Source organism: Psychrosphaera aestuarii, from assembly GCF_017948405.1.
GTDB classification, from domain to species: domain Bacteria; phylum Pseudomonadota; class Gammaproteobacteria; order Enterobacterales; family Alteromonadaceae; genus Psychrosphaera; species Psychrosphaera aestuarii.
Window position 1 is genome coordinate 2495656 of the sequence record NZ_CP072844.1, and the last position, 18022, is coordinate 2513677.

An 18022-nucleotide genomic window follows, 5' to 3' on the forward strand; every position below is an offset into this window, starting at 1 on the left:
TTTATTCGTCGCTAAATAATCACCGTGGCAAAATAAGCCAGTACATAAGCTAATACGCCATAGAAAACATATAAGCCCCAAGATAACCGGTTACTTCCCGTCTCACCCTTTAATGTCGCAACAGTAGCGACACATTGTAGTGCAACCACATAAAAGATTAACAGGCCGATTCCAGTGCCAAGTGGTAAACCATCATTCATTATGTTTTGTGCAAGCCCGGCAATGTTTTCATCGGCACCTTCCATACCATAAAGGGTGCCTAACGCGCCTACAAAAACTTCTCGAGCTAAAAATGACATCAGTATCGCTACGCCATAACGCCAATCTAGACCTAATGGTGAGAATAAAGGTTCAATAAAGTGGCCAATCGTCCCTAACCAAGAGCTTTGTAAATCTGAGTTTAAAGGAAAATAACCAAGCGTCCAGATCACAACGGCAACCATAAAAATAACTGGGGCTGCTCGACGAATAAATTGAACACCGCTATTAATAACCCTGTGCGCTAAAGGTTTCCAATGTGGCAATCGATAACTCGGCAACTCCAAAATAAATGGCATTTCCGTTTGTTCTTGTTCTGTTAGTTTTGAACGGCTTAACAAAGCGCTAACAATGAGTGCGGTAACAATACCAAACATGTATAAGCCAAAAAACGTAACACCCTGAAGGTTAAATACACCTAGCAAATAACGATCAGATGGTATAAATGCGGCGATTAATAGTGCATACACTGGCAAACGAGCTGAACATGACATTAAGGGAATGGTCATCATGGTGATCAAACGTTTACGAGGTGACTCAATCGTGCGTGCGGCCATAATTGCAGGGATTGCACATGCATGACCAGACAAATAAGGAATAAAACTTCGACCTGACAAACCAAAAAAGCTTAAAGGTTTATGACAAATCAGCGCCGCTCTTGCTAGATACCCACTGTCTTCTAGAATACCAATAATAAAAGTAAGAACCATGATTTGTGGAACAAATACCAAGAAAGAGCCTACACCACCAAAAATAGCATCATTTAAAAAGTCACTAACTATGCCATTTCCAGTTAAACCAGTAACAAATTGAGCCAGTACTCCAATCCCCTCCTCAACACTATCCATCAATGGACTTGCCCAAGTGAAAATACTTTGAAACAGTAAAAACATAATTGTTAAGAAGGCAACTGAACCAAATAAACTATTTAATAAAAAGCTATCGACTCTATTCTGGTTTCGAAGAACGACATCTTTTTTAATCGCATATTTTTTTGCTAGGTAGCGGCTAAAAGCGACCACACCTTTTGTATCGTTACCGTATTTTGCCGTCGTCACTGATTTGAAAGCGCAACTTCTTTTATAATCCTCTGAAAGTAAAGCTTCTTTAAACTCCGAAATACCGTCCAGTGAACGAGCAGACAACGCATATACAGGTGCGCCTAAATCATCTGCAAGCGCATTTAAATCTATTTCATGACCAAACCGTTTTAATTCATCAATAAAATTTAAAACAAAGATAATGGGCTTATTTGATTGATTAGCTAACTGCTGAGCCTGCAAAGCGAATACTAAACTACGTTCAAGCCTAGTGGCATCTAGTACACAAACAACAACATCGGTATCCGCTTGTTTTACTCTTTGAGTTAATTGCTCAACAGCAACGTGTTCGTCTTTAGAGAGACTATTAATGGAATAAGTGCCTGGAAAATCGACTATCTCGAACTGCGCCATCGTGCCTGTTTTAATTTCTACGGTAACACCAGGATAATTTGCCACCTTTTGTCTCAAGCCTGTTAATTGATTGAATAACAGACTTTTTCCACAATTGGGTTTGCCAACCAGTAAAATTTTTTTCATGGCTTAATTTTCAATGCCTTCTATAAAAACTTGTTCAGCAATAGATTGCTCTAATGAGTAGACAGAATCACCCAACTCTATAACAACTGGGCCCGACAATGGTGTTCGGCGTAGGCACTTTACGAATTGATTTGTTTCAAAACCCATTTCTATTAAACGATTACTAATAGGTCCTGACATTTGATCACAAAGGTGAGAAATTCGAGCTTCTTTGTACTTGGCTAGGTCCCACAACGTCATTTTAAGTCTCGTTTAGTGATTAATTTAGTGTTGAAGTATACGACGTTAAAATAAACTTTTAAATGATAATGATTATTATTTAACAATCATTGGAGCAAAAAAAAGCACCTAATATAGGTGCTTACCGAATACTTGAAGATTATCGCTTACGTGATTTACGTTTCTGTTGTTCTAACTCTTCTTCCAGCTCATACGGTTCAATAACGATGCCATCTTCATCAGGCAATGGAAAAGCGACAACTAACAGTTCATCATCTTCCAAGCCTCGTGTCCATTTAGCCTGCCAATCTTTTAAACTAATCGATTTAGCTTCAAAGCCTTGCCAATCACCAGTGGCCCACTCAGCTGCAAACTCTTCGTGAGGCCATACAGGAATGCAATCTTCATCGTCTGTGGTCAGCATAACCGCGCCATGCTCGTCTGTTAAAATCCATACTTCTTGTTGTTCTAACATCTGCGTTAACAAATATTTTAATCGCTTATCTTGGTCCCAACTTTTAATTTCAACAAATCGGCTTGAGTCAATTTTACTGTGTGTCATACATCACCTTTTTATGTTCTGATGCATAGTGTAAATCATTTCTTTAGCTTACCTGAGCAAAAACTTGCCCCTTAGTGAAATTAACGAAGACTTTATTAATTAACCAAAAGTGTAACGCTAACAATAAATGAAACACTGCCATACTTAAGTCACTACTTATATGAAGCTGAGTACTGGCGGGAACCAACACTAATGCTACAATTGCCCCATAAACTAAAGCTTTCTCTTTGGTAATTAGGGAAAATAATAAGAAACCCAATATTACTGCAACGTCCGACAGAAGATTAGCGGCTTGGATATCGAAAATAATAGCTAATACATTAAAGGCTAGTATTGCCACCATCGCCGATTTTGCAAGTTTTATGACTTTGAATGGGCTTATCGAAAAATTGATACTGAGTTCCTCTAAGTCTTTATAATTCCGATTAAGCACTTGAGATAACATGACAACAGGCAAACTAAATACATAAACCACCATGGCTAACTTAGCGCTAATTAAAGACAACAAGTCATGAATACTAATTAATTGTTCTACACCTGCGAACCTAGCTGCGCCAAATGATGCAGTCACAACGATAAACAATAACGCTATCGTAAGGTAGTTTCTAAAAGGGGAATCAAATTTACTTGTTTTATTGATGCTAATAATAAACATTAATAACGACGCGATTAAAACAAGCTCACCCAACGTATCCAAATAACTCATATATTTCTCCCTGAACTATGCATAGCGCCCCTTCTATGGGGCGATAGATTTTTTCATATCAAAAAAAGCAAGCTTCTAAAATTCCATCCCGAACTCAATACCAAACATTCTCGGCAAACCAGGCGTTGCGATTGGAGAGCCCAGCGCCATTGCCTGCCCACCGGTTTGGAGTAAATATTTTTCATCCAGTGCGTTACTGATAAACAAAGCTGCATAAATTGGATGATTATCGCTTTGCCAGCTAACACGGGCATTTACTAAAGAGTATCCTTCAATGTGATTGTCTGCATTCAGACCAGTCACAGTGCCTGGTTCAAATGGCATTATCGCTAGAGTTGGGCCTTCTACGCCTTGGGTTCTATCGCCTGTGAAGGCATAGCTGACATGGGCATTAAACTGTCCATTAAGTCCTTCAAAATAATAGTCTAAACGAAGGTTACCTTGATTTTCCGGCATCCCAGAAATAGGCTCTCCTACACGACTATCACTGAGTGTTTCACCCTCAAAAAAGTCCCACTTAGTATATTCGGCAATTGTTTTACCGTAATTAGCCGTCAAGATTAGATCCGGAGTAATTTGTACTATGGTTTCTATATCAAAACCCTCGCCTTCCGCATCAACGTTTCGTAGGTTGTAAGTTGGAATTGGCGCACCAAACAATTCAAGTTGTTGTAAATTTTTATACTGATAGTCGTAAGCCGAAATATTAAAACGTATACGATTATCTAACCACGATGACTTAATTCCGACTTCCGTATTAACGACGGTTTCTTCCTTTACTGGAGGCGCAATACCTACGCCATTAAACCCACCCGACTTAAATCCTTCTGCATATGAAATAAATGTCATGAACGTATCTGTCCATTTGTAATCAACTACAAATCTTGGTGTCCATTTATCCCAACTTTCTTCTTGTTGAGCATCTTCCGGCTGGAACGCAACCGCCAATGGCACTTCACCAACAACATTACCATCTGCACCTTGATAAGGAACAATATAGCTATTTTGAGGCTCCGAAAACAGTTTAAAATTCTTATCGTCATAGGTGTAACGCAAGCCTAGTGTGACATCCATTTTTTCGGTCACTGCATATGTACCATCAAAGTAAGCTGCAATACTTGCTGTGGTAGCCGCGTGATAAAAACGCTCTTCATGTTGGCCAAACAACTTATTGATGTTAGCACCAACTAACTCCATTCCTACTGAAGACTGGGCATCGTCAAAGCTCATCCCCGACATCATGCGGCGTTGTATTTCAAGCGCAATAGCTTGTTGGGCTTGTGCAGGGCCTAGGGTCATGTATGCACCTGCAACACCTTGTCCAACTGGCATATTCGGCACCATACGAGGATCCAAACCTAATTGCACAGCTGCTAATGAATCAAAACTCAGTGTATTAAAGTTAGCAACGACGTCTTGGTCGATATCTTCATAAAAGAAGGTAGTACCTGCAGTCCACTTAAAGTCACCTTGCTCACTCGACACTCTAAACTCTTGACTAAACTGACTTTGATCTTCGTCCAACAAACTTTCAAAATAGGCACGTTCAAAGGCCGAACCATCATCTTCCATCGCGTTATAACGTGTGAACTGACGATAAGCCGTTATAGAAGTAAAAGTTAAGCCATCTTTATAATAATTTACTTCGGCCGAGATGCCGCCTGCTTCGCGCGTTTCTTTTCCTTCAAAATCAAATTCAATAGGCGCAAATGGGTCACCATTACCAAACCCTGTATTTAACGTAATTGCGGGACGAGCTTGCTGATTTGTGTCGTTCCAGTCGGCTCTAAAAATAACGTCAAGATCAGCTGCCGCATTCCACAATAAGGCAGCTCTTGCTGACCAGTCACGCTGATTACCATATTGTTCATGACTATCTTTAATATCTAAATATCCACCACGATGGTTGGAATTAAAACTACCTCGAAAAGACCACTCTTCATCTATTTGGGTATTCGCCGACACCTCAACTTTGCGTTTGTTGTGGCTGCCAATAGTAAAGCGGATGGCACCTTCATCATCATCAGTCGGAGCTTTAGTGATGATATGAATAGCCCCTGCAGCTGCGTTTCGTCCAAACAAGGTACCTTGTGGCCCTTTTAAAACCTCTACTCGCTCTACATCGTTAAAGTTTAAATTGGATGTGCCTCGACGACCAACATATACACCATCGATATATACAGCAACCGCGGCATCTAAACCAATACCCATATCATTTGTGGTGATACCGCGGATGTTAAATGTTGTTTGCGTCGCTGTTGCGTTATTTGTTTCCAAACCAGGTGTTATTAAGCCGAGATCATTGGCATTTTGAATGCCCATCTTTTCTATATCAGCTTCGCCAAATGCAGAAATCGTTATTGGTACATCTTGAATACTCTCAACACGCTTTTGCGCACTCACTTGAATAACTTCAAGACCTTTATTTTCAGCAGGAGCTGATTCAGTTGGGTCGTTAACCGTCTCGTTCGCAAATGCTGGGGCTGACAATATACCCAGTAGTGTTGCTAGATAGATTTTATTTTTGTTAAAGCCAAGTATCGATGCATTATTTAGCATATTTATTCCCTGACGCTATGTGTTCTACATGCGCTTTGTTATTTTTATAATATTGGATAATTAACAAGCTAGACAAGCTGATTATTGCGAAAGAAATCGCCAACTCGACGGGCCATATATATTGATAAGGTGATAGCAAGATGAATAAACACCATGCTCCTACTTTTAAAACCTCTAATGATGTCGACCACTTGGTATTTTGTTGATAATAACCAAGAGTGAGCAAACCAAAGCCAATCACAAGTAACGTAATGACATTAAATTCAGCTGCAACATTTGGTGCCTGATACAACACAACAAGTGAAAGTGCTAATGTAAAAATGTGTTGTATTATCACGTACCAAGCTTGACCTTTTGAGCTCTTAACATCAAATTTAACTTGCTGGTATGGATCAAAAACTGGATCAGGGTATTTAGTTGCTACATCAGCCGGACGCCAGCCGGTTTTTTTATACCAGACACGCAATTTATCAGGCCATTTTTTAGTACGAAAAGAGTCGAGTAACAATCCCCAATAAACTTCAACGTTAGCCCAAATTGGATTCCAACTAGCCAAAGGTTTTGTCACTCCAAAAATTACCGGCTCGTATGACAATTCTTCCTGATAAGTACCAAGCATCCTATCCCATAATATAAATACGCCACCATGGTTTTTATCTAAGTAAACCGGATTTTGACCATGATGCACACGGTGATTACTTGGTGTTACAAATACAAATTCAAACCAAGCCGGCATTTTATCTATGTGTCGCGTATGGACCCAAAATTGATAAACCAAATTCAGCGAGCCAACAGCAATAAATACAATGGGCTCAAAGCCTAAAATTGCTAAAGGTATATAAAAAACAAAATTTACAATGCCACCACTGGTTTGCCTTAGTGCTGTGGTTAGGTTGTACTCTTCGCTTTGATGGTGAACAACATGAGAAGCCCACAGCCCATTTATTTCATGCGAGCAACGGTGATAAAGGTAATAACAAAAGTCATAAACAATAAACCCTGCAATCCACACCCAGATAGACTGGCTGTTTAATTCGAATAATGAAATGTATGGGAATATCCAGGCATAAACCGAAAACTGAAGCGCCTTTTTAGCAAGACCTGTAAGCTGACTCAAAACTCCCAAATGCAGGGAGTTTATAGAGTCATTAAGTGAAAAGTAGTTTGATTGTCGCCACTTATCTACCAACAACTCTATAACAATTAATAACAAAAAAAATGGAATAGCTAGTGCTACAAAGTTCATATCGTCACTCTGGCTAAGTGAAATGCTCTAGCGAGCATAATATTAATTACTTTAGCCTAACATAAGTTATTGATTTGTCTATTGTAGGCAATTAGCTGATTGCGATTTAAGCCAACTAGAAATGTTACAAATCTTAAACCGAAAACGGATACTTAATCGCTTCGTGACTTTGGTAGCCAATAACTTCAAAGTCATCTAGTGTTACCCAAGTCTCTATATCTTCCAGTGATTTTATCTTAGGGTTGATATGCAACTTAGGCGACTCAAAAGGCTCACGCTTTAGTTGTACATCTCTCATCAATTCTAATTGGTCTTCATAAATGTGTGCATTTACAATTTTATGATAAGCCTTACCGGGTTTGTTCCCGGTAATTTGTGCAATAAGTGCTAGCAATACAAAAACTTGAATCTGGTTAAAGTTAAGTCCCAGTGGCACATCGCACGAGCGTTGGTAACTAGTCAAGTGCAAGGTGTCACCCAACAGAGAGAAAGTATGAGTATGCATACATGGACGTAAACAGCCCATATGAAACTCACCTGGATTATAAAATGAAAGTATTTCGCCGCGATCGTCAATGCCATTGGATAAGTCATCAACTAACTTTCTTAATTGATCAACAAAACCACCATCAGGTTTAGCCCATGCTCTACCCTGAACGCCATAAACTCGACCCATATCATCTTCACCTTTACGATGAGGATTGTTTAACCAAGCATCATTGTCATTTGCGTTGGCGTTCCAAGTGTTACAGCCAATAGCTCTAAAATCAGCGGCGTTATCATACCCTCGCAAATAGCCCAGTAATTCGGCTATTGCTGCTTTCCAGTAACTTTTTCTAGTGGTGATGATAGGGAACTTATTGCCGGCTACGTCGTAATTTAGCTCAGCATTAATAACCGTTAAGCAACGCTTTCCTGTCCGTTTGTTCTCTACCCACTCACCTTCATCAACAATTCGACGACACAAATCTAAATACTGTTTCATAATGCTTCTCTAATAAACTAATTGTTAATGATTACGGCGTAACTAATTTGCCATTATCGGCTTTGGGGTTTGTCTTTATTGACCACACCATTAAGGCAAGTCCTGCTAATGCCATCGGCAGTGACAACCACTGTCCCATAGACATGCCTAATGTAAGTAAACCTAAATGATCATCTGGCTGTCTAAAGTATTCAACGATAAATCGGAAAGAACCGTACCCCATCAAGAACAAACCACTTGCTGACCCAACGGCTCTTGGTTTTTTTGAATACCAATAAACCACAAAAAATAAAACAAATCCTTCTAAAAAGAATTCATACAACTGCGACGGATGGCGTGGTAATGGGCCTGCATTTGGAAAAACAATGCCCCATGGCACGTCAGTAGTTCGTCCCCAAAGCTCAGCATTTAAAAAGTTTCCAAGTCGGCCTGCACCCAAACCAATTGGTACTAGCGGCGCAACAAAGTCACCTATTTGTAAGAAAGATAGTTTCGTAACACGGCTAAATATAAACAATACCGCCACGACACCAAGCAAACCGCCATGAAAAGACATGCCGCCTTGATGGATCATAAAGAGATAAGATGGGTCTTCTATGAATCGCTCAAATTGATAAAAGAATACGTAACCCAATCGACCGCCTAACACGGCACCCATGAAACCATAAAATAATAAATCACTGAGTTGTTGCTCTGTAAAAGGTGAACGTCCACTCTTGACTGCTTTCATCCCTAAAAAATAAGCAAAGCCAAGCCCTACTAAGTACATTAAGCCATACCATCGAACAGCAAGCGGCCCAATAGAAAAAATGATTGGGTCTATTTGTGGAAATATAATTGGATCTACCAAACCTGCAATACCTCTAATAATAATTTAATTGAAACCAACATCATAAAGACGGCAAATACCTTCTTTAGCTGTGCTTGTTGTAATTTTTGTCCAGCTTTTACACCCCATGGCGCTGAAAAATATGAAAATGCCATAATCATTAATGCCGTTGGCCAGTGAACGTAACCTAAAAAGTCTGCTGAAGATGTCCATTTCCAACCTGCCCATAAGTACCCTAACGTACCAAAAACGGCTACCACCACACCAGCAATTGCCGCCGTTGCAATAGCTTGCCTTACGTGAACACCAATAAAAGTCATATAGGGAACTAAAATAGCGCCACCACCTAAACCTGCCATAGAGGCTAAAGTACCAGTAAGTATGCCTCCAAATCCTAACTTAACCCGACTTACGTTATACTTGTCGTCTGCGATATCATGTTTACCGCGCCACATTAATAAGGCTAGAACCATAAGTAAAACTGCAAATATTTTGGTTAACCATGCTGATGATAACTGTACGGCTATTTGTGAAGCGACAATCGCTGATATACCCACGGTCAACACCACAGGTTTAGTTATTGCCCAATTGACGTTGCCATTTTTATAATGACTTCGACCAGAGGAAAACGCGGTAATACAAATAGTAAAAAGCGACGTCGCAATCGAAATAATGGCAACATTTGAATCATTAACCTGAGGTAATTGAGGCAATAGATAAAGCAGAACCGGTATGATAACAATTCCGCCACCTATACCTAACAAGCCAGATAAAAAGCCAGCTACGATTCCTAAAAGAGGTGTAAAAATAAGAAGGTCTGTCACTAAATTTCCAAATTAATTGCCGGCTCGGAGTATTCCTGCAGCACCAATATTCAATATTGTTCGATTTACTCTAAATTTGACTTGGTCAGGCCGTGTACACTGTAAAACATCATCTACCAGCGTTTCTAATATTTTAAATGGTGCTTTTTTCAACACCCATTTCACTCTAAGAATATTTTGAGTGTTCATACTCAGTCGATCAAACCCCATGCCGGTCAATAACATAGCTCCACCAGGATCGCCGGCTAACTCGCCACAAACACTGCAAGGTATACCAATTTTTTTCGTTTCATCTGCAATCATCTTAATCGCGGTAAGTACCGTTGGGTGGTATGCATCATAAAGACTTGCTACTTTATCATTATTTCTATCGACAGCTAACAAGTACTGAGTCAGGTCATTAGTACCAATTGAACAAAAATCGATTTTACCCTTTAATTTACTAAGCTGAAAGATCATGCTTGGTACTTCTATCATCACACCTATTTTAGGTTTATGAACATGAGCTCCGGCGTCTGCTTCCTGCATTTCCTTCTCAACTTCACGGTGCGCTTGTTTAATTAACCTTGATGCCTCTTCAATTTCACCAATATCAGACACCATAGGTAGCATGATATGCAAATTATTAGTAAGGATGTTGGCTTTTATCATGGCACGGATTTGCACCAAAAATATTTCCGAGTGATCAAGTGTTAAGCGAATGCCACGCCAACCTAAAAAGGGATTATCTTCAACAATTGGAAAGTATGGTAACTGTTTATCACCGCCGACATCTAGAGTCCGCATCACGACAGGCTTACCTTCAAAGTCGCCTAGCACTTCTTGATAAAAAGACTGTTGCTCTTGTTCCGATGGAAAGCGCTGACGCATCATAAATAGGTATTCAGTGCGATACAAACCTATACCTTCGATATGAAGCTGCTCAGCAATATCGCCCTCAAATCCCATGCCTGAATTTATATACATAGATATTCTTCGACCACATTGCGTTTGCGCAAACTCATTGGACTCTTTTTTAAGTAAGTCGGCGAAGGCTTTATCTTCCGACTCTAACTTACGGTATTCATCCACGATAGCTTCGTTTGGAGTGATGAATACTGTACCGTTATAACCATCAACAATAAGCTCAATATCGTCTAACTGAAGAATAGGAACGTCTCTAAGACCGATAACCGCTGGGATGCCTAACGCTCTAGCCATAATAGCGGCATGAGAATTTTCAGCTCCTTTAATTGATACTATACCGGAAATTTGATCTCTTGGGATTTCAGCAAGCATAGATGCCGTTACTTCTTCGGCTATAATGATGGCTGATTTTGGTATAGACAGTTCTCGATGGGCTTTGGCGGTCAAATGTTCCAGTAGCCGTCGACTTAAATCTTTAACATCAACCGCTCGCTCCCTAATGTAGGGATCATCCATTTTTTCAAATTCTGCAATATACTTTTCGACAACAATTTTAAGTGCCGAAACGGCACACCAACCTTGCTCAATCTTATCAACAACCTCATTACCCAAGCTTGCCGCTTCCAATAGTTGTTGATAAACATCAAAGATAGCCAATGCGTCTTTTGGAAGTTGATTAGCCATGCGCTTGGTCATTTCAATAATGTCAGCACGAGTATTTTCTACTGCATTAAAGTACCTAGCCTTTTCAGGCTCTGCTGAGCCTACCTTTTTTAGTGATACATCGGAAAACTCAATATTGGTTTGTACCAAATAAGAGTGGCCAATACCGACGCCTCTTGCGCCAGAAACACCTTGAAGTACTAGAGCACTTTGTGGGTTCAATTCGTCGGGTTCAGAGCGCAGTCTTAACGTAACATTGGCAAATGTAGAGGCGAGTTGAGCACTCAAGGTCACTAAAAAAGCTTCTTCTTGCTGCTCAAAATATCTTGATTCAGATTGCTGAAGGGAAATAACACCTAAAATTTTACGGCGATGCATAATTGGCACCCCTAAAAATCCAGAATAGGTATCTTCCTCGATTGTTGGAAACTGTTTGAAACGAATATGTTGCAGTGCATTATGGACTTTAATTGGCTCACCACGTTCCGCTACCCATCCGGTCAATCCCTCATCAAAACGCATAATAGTTTGACCTACCGCGTCCGGGTTTAAGCCGTCAGTTGCTTTTAATCGTAGTAATTTTTGATCTGGGTCTGCAAGATAAATAGAGCAACAATCAGTATTTAAACAAAATTTAATATCGCTGACGAGACTGGCAAGAGCCAAGTCTAGGTTTGGCTCTTGGACAAAGTTGTGGGTAATGCGTCTCAGTTCGTCTAGCATAATATTTTAGCGTTATTGTTGCTGCTGTGGCTTATTCCTTTGTTGTTGAGACTTTTGATTTCGCCTTTTAAAACGGTGATTAACCGTTTTTCCGCCAGTATGCTCCCCGCGAGGAAACTGCTGCCGGCCCATTGGCATAACAATAGGAGCGAACTCTTTCATTACTCTTCGATAGACATCTCTTTTAAATGAGACGACATTTCGAATTGGGTACCAATAACTTACCCAACGCCAGTCATCAAACTCTGGATGATTGGACTTTAATAAATCTACATCGGATTCTTTGCATCGCAAGCGCAGTAAAAACCATTTCTGTTTTTGACCTATGCAAATCGGCATACTTTCTCGGCGAATAAGCCTTTTGGGTAATCGATAGCGCAGCCAGTTTTTACTCACTGCCAGAATCTCTACATCATCTGGCTTAAGCCCCACTTCTTCCTCAAGTTCACGATACATGGTTTGTTCAGGCGTTTCACCTTCATCCACGCCACCTTGAGGATACTGCCAAGAGTGTTGTCCGTAACGACGGGCCCAAAACACTTGACCTTTGTGGTTGCAAATCACGATGCCAACATTAGGTCGAAACCCTTCGGCATCAATCACAGTTTCACCTGTCTTTTTATTCTATTATATGATTTGATTCTTCCATAAACCGCGTATTAGCGCAAACGTAAATTAGCACTAGCATCAATTAAATGGACGTTAGATAATAACTATTCAAAATAACAAAGTTAATTGATATGAATTTACCCAACCCGCCAAAAACGATTACTGAATTGCAAACTAGAATTGACGCCATCGCAGGTATGTCGTTAGGAGAAATTGCCGAAGAGTTGCAAGTTATGGTGCCGGAAAACTTATTAGTGGATAAAGGTTGGAGCGGTCAATTACTAGAAGCTTATTTAGGAGCCACAGCCGGCAACCTTCCAGAGCCTGATTTTCAAGAACTTGGTGTGGAGCTTAAAACGTTACCCATTTCAGCATCCGGAAAACCACTAGAAACCACCTTTGTATGTGTTGCGCCTTTAATCATGACGTCTGGTCATCAGTGGCGAGACAGCGGTGTTTATAAAAAACTCAAACATGTACTTTGGGTGCCCATTGTCGCAGAACGCCATATTCCTGTTCCTCAAAGGCAAGTTGCTATGCCCTTTTTATGGGAAATGGATGCACAATCAGAGCAGTTATTGCAACAGGACTGGCAAGAGCTCACGGACATGATAGTAATGGGCGAACACGATAAAATCACCGCACACCATGGTGAAGTCATTCAATTGAGGCCAAAAGCTGCAGACTCTAGCGTAAGAACCGCCGCGATAGATAAATCAGGGGCACCTACAATGGCTCCACCAAAAGGCTTTTACTTACGCAGTCAATTTACGCATAACCTACTAAAACGAAAGTTTCGTCTAGATTAAGACATATCAGTAATTAGCACGAGTAAATACAATGAACATGTCACCTGAACATCAGAATATTGAAAGCCAAGTTTGGCAGTGGCTTGACGATGTCGTCATTGGCCTAAATTTATGTCCCTTTGCCAAAAAGCCTCGTAGCCAACAGCAAATAGAAATCGTCATTAGTCAGCGAAACTCCATGTTGGATATTGGCGAAGATTTTGCTGCTGCTTTAGCTAGCTTATATAAAACTCCTGCTGAAAGAACCGATACAACTGTATTTGTTATCCCTAATTTGCTAGAAGATTTTTATGTCTACTTAGACTTTCTAAATACCGCTAACGCTATAAATGAGGATTTAGGTTTTGAAGGTATTTTTCAGTTGGCAAGCTTTCATCCAGACTACCAATTTGAGGGCGCGGAACAAGATGCTAGAGAGAATTTAACTAACCGAGCACCTTACCCAATCATTCACATTATTCGTGAAGACAGTATGAGCCGAGTATTAAAACAATACCCAAATCCGGAGCAGATTCCGCAGCGTAATATAAATGTAATGGAGGCGCTAACTGGGCCTGACATTAACCGCTTATTTCCACACCTGAATGACAATATATCCGAATAGCGACATATTTGAACAGCAAGTATCTAGTAACAAAGATGAAAAAAGGCGCCTAGGCGCCTTTTGAATTAAAACGTTTTATCGTCGCTCATTATAGATTCTTAATAAAGAAATCTCTTAACAGCGTTTTTAGGTGAAGTGTCGTGTTTTTACCTTCATAAATACCATGGCTTCGATTAGGGTAAGACATGAATTCAAACTGTTTATTATGTTTAATCAATTCATTAATTAAACGTTCAGCTCCCTGATAATGAACGTTGTCATCGCCAGTACCGTGAATGAGCAACAGCTTACCTTCCAAACCATCAGCAAAGTTTAATGCCGAGCTATTTTTGTATGAATCTGGGTCGGTTTTAGGGTTGCCCGAATAGCGCTCTTGATAAATAGTGTCATAAAGGCTTAAGTCTGGAACTGCTGCAACAGCAACACCGACTTTATATTTATCGCTATGACGGAATAGTAAGTTTAGTGTTTGCGTACCACCACCAGAATGTCCCCAAACGCCAACACGATCTGTGTCAATAAACGACCAACGTTTAGCCATTTCATCTAATGCATCGGCCTGATCACGAGCGGTAATATCGCCTAGTTTTTTATAAATAGACTTACGCCAGTCACGCCCCTTTGGCGCTCTTGTTCCACGATTATCTACTGATGCAACAATATAACCTTTTTGCGTCATCATAGAATCCCAAAGGTAGCTATTACCTCTCCAGCTATCTTTTACTGTTTGCCCCCATGGCTCACCATAAACATAAAAAATAATTGGATATTTCTTAGTTTTGTCCATATTTGGCGGGAACATAATGTAACCATCAAGCTTAACGCCATCGCGTGCCTCTACTTGGAAAAACTCATGGTTCGGTAAGTTTTCTTGTGCTAGTTGCTCTTTTAGTTTTTCGTTTTTCACTAAGCTTTTTATTGCTTTATGATCATTAACCGAAATAACCTGACGAATATTTGGTGCCGCAAATTGACTAAAGGAGTGACGCGCCCAAGACGTATCTTCCGACATGTAATAGTTGTTTGTACCCGCATATTGTTCTGGAGTAATACGCTTTACAGGTTCTGAGCCGTCTAGTGTTGCTTTAAATAAGTAGCGCTGCGATACGTCCTTTGGAGATGCAGTAAAAAACAATGCGTTTTTCTCTTCGCTAACCCCTAACATATCAACAATGTCATAATCGCCTGGTGTTAAATCAACAATACGTTGACCATCGCGAGATACTTTATAAAGATGACGCCAACCGTCGCGTTCGCTATGCCAAATAAAGTCCTGGCCATTATTAATAAACTTAGCATCATAGAACCACTCTAAAAATGCTTCGTCTTTATCTGTATAAATATTAGTTAGATCACCAGCCTGCCAATCAAAAATCCATAGTTTATTGGTATTTTGCGGACGGTTCACATCTTGAATTAGCAAAGACTGGCCATTGCCTGCCCAGCTAATGCGTGGAATGTAACGGTCACGATTATCGCCTTTTAAGTCAGCCCAACGTGTCTTTTTATCTTTCAGGTTAACAACGCCAACTTTAACCGCTGAATTTTGTTCACCCGCTTTTGGATATGGGAATGTCGTTAAAGTAGGATAAAGCTCATCAGTATTATTAATCATGATGAAGTTTTTAACGCCAGATGTATCTAACTGCCAATAGGCAATGCTTTTGTTATCTGGGCTCCAACGGAAACCATCGCGGATAGAAAACTCTTCTTCATACACCCAATCAAAATTGCCGTTAACAATAATATCACTGCCATCATTAGTTAGCTGAGTCACTTTATTGCTACCCACAGGCTGTACAAAAATATTATTGTCTTGTACGTAAGCCACTTTTGAGCTGTCTGGTGAAAACTTAGCAAACATCAACTTAGCTTCAGCTGGTGTCTCGCCACCTAGTTGCATTAGCTCATTAGTTTCTAAGTTTAATAACCAAAAGTCACCGCGACTTCTTGAACGCCAGACCTTCTGACCATTGGTAAAAACCATAAGCCATTTGCCATCCTTTGACCAATCGTAGCTTTCTATGCTCAAAGGCTCTTTCTGACCGTCCGGTATTAAGTGTTCAAACTTAACTAATACCTTACGACCCGAACTGTCCGGGTTATAAAAAACGATATCATTGCCCGATATACCATTTGCGCTATCGGCATCTTTGTCTTCGAGGGCATCAATATCGCTTGCCACTTCACCGTCTTTATTTTTTGCAGGGATGACCTCTGCTTTACGTCTTTCTAAAACCGTATAACCAGATCCATCTTTTAGCCATTTAAAATAAGTGGCACGTTCGCTTTTAAATTCGCGATCTTTATAAATACGTTCTAATGATAATTCCTGAGGCTTTTCTTGAGGTGCTGTTGTGCTATTTAAGTTTGCACAACCAGTTACAACCAAAGCTGCAGTCATTAGCAAAGTAAGCTTTTTCACCAACATTGCTAGGCTCTCCCCTTTATATGTGTTTTATAGTGATTAAGAATAGTTTGAAAATTGTTATTACTATGATGCCAACACTATCATTGATTTTGTTGGTTGTGCGAAATTGCCCGATCAAATAACAAAAAAGCCAGTCTAAGACTGGCTTTTATAACTCATCAATGATGAAAACGAATTAATACGTTCTGTTATACAACTAGGTAAAGTGAATTTACTTAGTTCAATTTACCTTAACTAGAGCTAACAAGATTAGCCTAAAGTGATTTTAGCAAACTTGCGTTTTCCGACTTGGAAAATTTGCGGTGCACCTAGCTCAACCATCATCTTACTGTCGGTTACTTTTTCTTTACCATCAAGTTTTACCGCACCTTGCTTGATCATTCGCATTGCTTCAGATGTACTGCCGACTAAGCCCGCTTCTTTCAGAACATTTGCGATGCCCATAGCTTCTGTCGCAGGAACATTTATTTCTGGAATGTCGTCTGGTAATGCATTTTTTTGGAAACGCTTAATAAAGTCATTGTGCGCAGCTTGTGCATCATCTTCTGAATGAAAACGCGCAATTAACTCTTTCGCTAAATCAATTTTGATGTCGCGAGGGTTAGTACCCGCTTCAACTTGTGCTTTCAGATCCGCGATTTCTTCTAACGGACGGAAGCTCAATAAATCGTAATAACGCCACATTAATTCGTCACTTATTGACATTACTTTACCAAACATATCGTTTGGTGCGTCCGTAATGCCGATATAGTTATTTAATGACTTAGACATTTTTTGAACACCGTCAAGGCCTTCGAGTAATGGCATCATTAATACAGATTGCGGAGTTTGACCTTCTTCTTTTTGTAGTTCACGGCCCATCAATAAATTAAAGCGTTGATCTGTACCACCTAGCTCAACATCAGCCTCTAGTGCTACTGAATCCCAGCCTTGCACAAGTGGATATAAAAACTCATGAATTGCAATTGATTGACCACCAGCATAACGCTTTTTAAAGTCATCTCGCTCTAACATACGAGCAACGGTTTGACGTGCTGCGAGCTTAATCATGTCAGCGGCGCCGAACTTATCAAACCAAGTAGAATTAAATGCAATTGTCGTTTTTGCCGGATCTAATATTTTAAATACTTGCTCTTTATAGGTTTCGGCGTTACGTAACACGTCTTCTTTGGTTAGAGGTTTACGTGTTGCACTTTTTCCAGTTGGATCACCAATTAAGCCAGTAAAGTCACCGATTAAAAAGATAACTTCATGACCTAAGTCTTGGAACGTTTTTAACTTATTAATAAGAACGGTGTGGCCTAAATGTAAATCAGGCGCAGTAGGATCAAATCCGGCTTTAATTTTTAGTGTTTTACCGGTTTTAAGTTTATCGATTAAATCTTGTTCTGGCAGGATTTCATCTGCTCCGCGTTTAATCTCTGCAAACGCTTGATTGATATCTGTCATGGCTTAGGCTTTTGATATGAAAAAATAATGGCCTGCAGTGTACTGCAAGCCGAGTTTGTT

The 18022-nt window shown here is 40.1% G+C and carries 15 protein-coding genes; 2 read left to right on the forward strand and 13 right to left on the reverse strand.

Annotated elements, in window-relative coordinates:
• Nucleotides 1-11: 11 nt before the first annotated feature.
• From feoB to rppH, 11 genes are all read right to left on the reverse strand, one after another.
• Nucleotides 12-1838: a ferrous iron transporter B gene (gene feoB / locus J9318_RS11420; RefSeq protein ID WP_210560045.1), complete on the reverse strand. Its 1827-nt coding sequence runs from the start codon at nucleotides 1836-1838 to the stop codon at nucleotides 12-14.
• A gap of 3 nt (nucleotides 1839-1841) precedes the next feature.
• The gene (locus J9318_RS11425; RefSeq protein WP_210560046.1) at nucleotides 1842-2078 is read right to left on the reverse strand and encodes a FeoA family protein; all 237 of its coding nucleotides are present in this window, start codon (nucleotides 2076-2078) and stop codon (nucleotides 1842-1844) included.
• Between the two features lie 139 nt (nucleotides 2079-2217).
• Entirely contained in the window at nucleotides 2218-2619 is a 402-nt protein-coding gene (locus tag J9318_RS11430; protein WP_210560047.1) for a DUF2750 domain-containing protein, read from the reverse strand.
• Nucleotides 2620-2662: 43 nt separating this feature from the next.
• Entirely contained in the window at nucleotides 2663-3325 is a 663-nt protein-coding gene (locus tag J9318_RS11435) for a hypothetical protein (RefSeq protein WP_210560048.1), read from the reverse strand.
• A 75-nt stretch (nucleotides 3326-3400) separates the two neighbouring features.
• Nucleotides 3401-5884 (reverse strand): TonB-dependent receptor, encoded by a 2484-nt coding sequence (locus J9318_RS11440; RefSeq protein WP_210560049.1) that lies wholly within the window; start codon nucleotides 5882-5884, stop codon nucleotides 3401-3403.
• Nucleotides 5874-7130: a sterol desaturase family protein gene (locus tag J9318_RS11445; protein WP_210560050.1), complete on the reverse strand. Its 1257-nt coding sequence runs from the start codon at nucleotides 7128-7130 to the stop codon at nucleotides 5874-5876. Before J9318_RS11445 ends, J9318_RS11440 begins: the two co-directional genes overlap by 11 nt.
• 133 nt (nucleotides 7131-7263) lie before the next feature.
• Nucleotides 7264-8115 carry a thymidylate synthase gene (locus J9318_RS11450; protein ID WP_210560051.1) on the reverse strand — a complete coding sequence of 284 codons (852 nt, stop codon included), beginning with the start codon at nucleotides 8113-8115 and terminating at the stop codon, nucleotides 7264-7266.
• A 31-nt stretch (nucleotides 8116-8146) separates the two neighbouring features.
• Nucleotides 8147-8965, reverse strand: a complete 819-nt coding sequence (gene lgt, locus J9318_RS11455) for a prolipoprotein diacylglyceryl transferase (RefSeq protein WP_210560052.1) — start codon at nucleotides 8963-8965, stop codon at nucleotides 8147-8149.
• Nucleotides 8959-9768, reverse strand: a complete 810-nt coding sequence (locus J9318_RS11460; protein WP_210560053.1) for a sulfite exporter TauE/SafE family protein — start codon at nucleotides 9766-9768, stop codon at nucleotides 8959-8961. Before J9318_RS11460 ends, lgt begins: the two co-directional genes overlap by 7 nt.
• Before the next feature lie 12 nt (nucleotides 9769-9780).
• Nucleotides 9781-12060 carry a phosphoenolpyruvate--protein phosphotransferase gene (ptsP, locus tag J9318_RS11465; RefSeq protein WP_210560054.1) on the reverse strand — a complete coding sequence of 760 codons (2280 nt, stop codon included), beginning with the start codon at nucleotides 12058-12060 and terminating at the stop codon, nucleotides 9781-9783.
• A gap of 12 nt (nucleotides 12061-12072) precedes the next feature.
• The gene (gene rppH / locus J9318_RS11470) at nucleotides 12073-12663 is read right to left on the reverse strand and encodes an RNA pyrophosphohydrolase (RefSeq protein ID WP_210560055.1); all 591 of its coding nucleotides are present in this window, start codon (nucleotides 12661-12663) and stop codon (nucleotides 12073-12075) included.
• 137 nt (nucleotides 12664-12800) lie between these two features.
• Between rppH and mutH the strand changes: the two genes are divergently transcribed.
• Both mutH and J9318_RS11480 read left to right on the forward strand, forming a co-directional pair.
• Nucleotides 12801-13478: a DNA mismatch repair endonuclease MutH gene (gene mutH / locus J9318_RS11475; RefSeq protein ID WP_210560056.1), complete on the forward strand. Its 678-nt coding sequence runs from the start codon at nucleotides 12801-12803 to the stop codon at nucleotides 13476-13478.
• Nucleotides 13479-13509: 31 nt separating this feature from the next.
• Nucleotides 13510-14082, forward strand: a complete 573-nt coding sequence (locus J9318_RS11480; protein WP_210560057.1) for a DUF1415 domain-containing protein — start codon at nucleotides 13510-13512, stop codon at nucleotides 14080-14082.
• 88 nt (nucleotides 14083-14170) lie between these two features.
• Here J9318_RS11480 and J9318_RS11485 read toward each other — a convergent pair whose 3' ends face one another.
• Both J9318_RS11485 and tyrS read right to left on the reverse strand, forming a co-directional pair.
• Nucleotides 14171-16513, reverse strand: a complete 2343-nt coding sequence (locus J9318_RS11485; protein WP_210560058.1) for a S9 family peptidase — start codon at nucleotides 16511-16513, stop codon at nucleotides 14171-14173.
• A 249-nt stretch (nucleotides 16514-16762) separates the two neighbouring features.
• A complete protein-coding gene (tyrS, locus tag J9318_RS11490; RefSeq protein ID WP_210560059.1) occupies nucleotides 16763-17962 on the reverse strand; it encodes a tyrosine--tRNA ligase in 1200 nt (399 codons plus the stop codon).
• Between the last annotated feature and the right edge of the window lie 60 nt (nucleotides 17963-18022).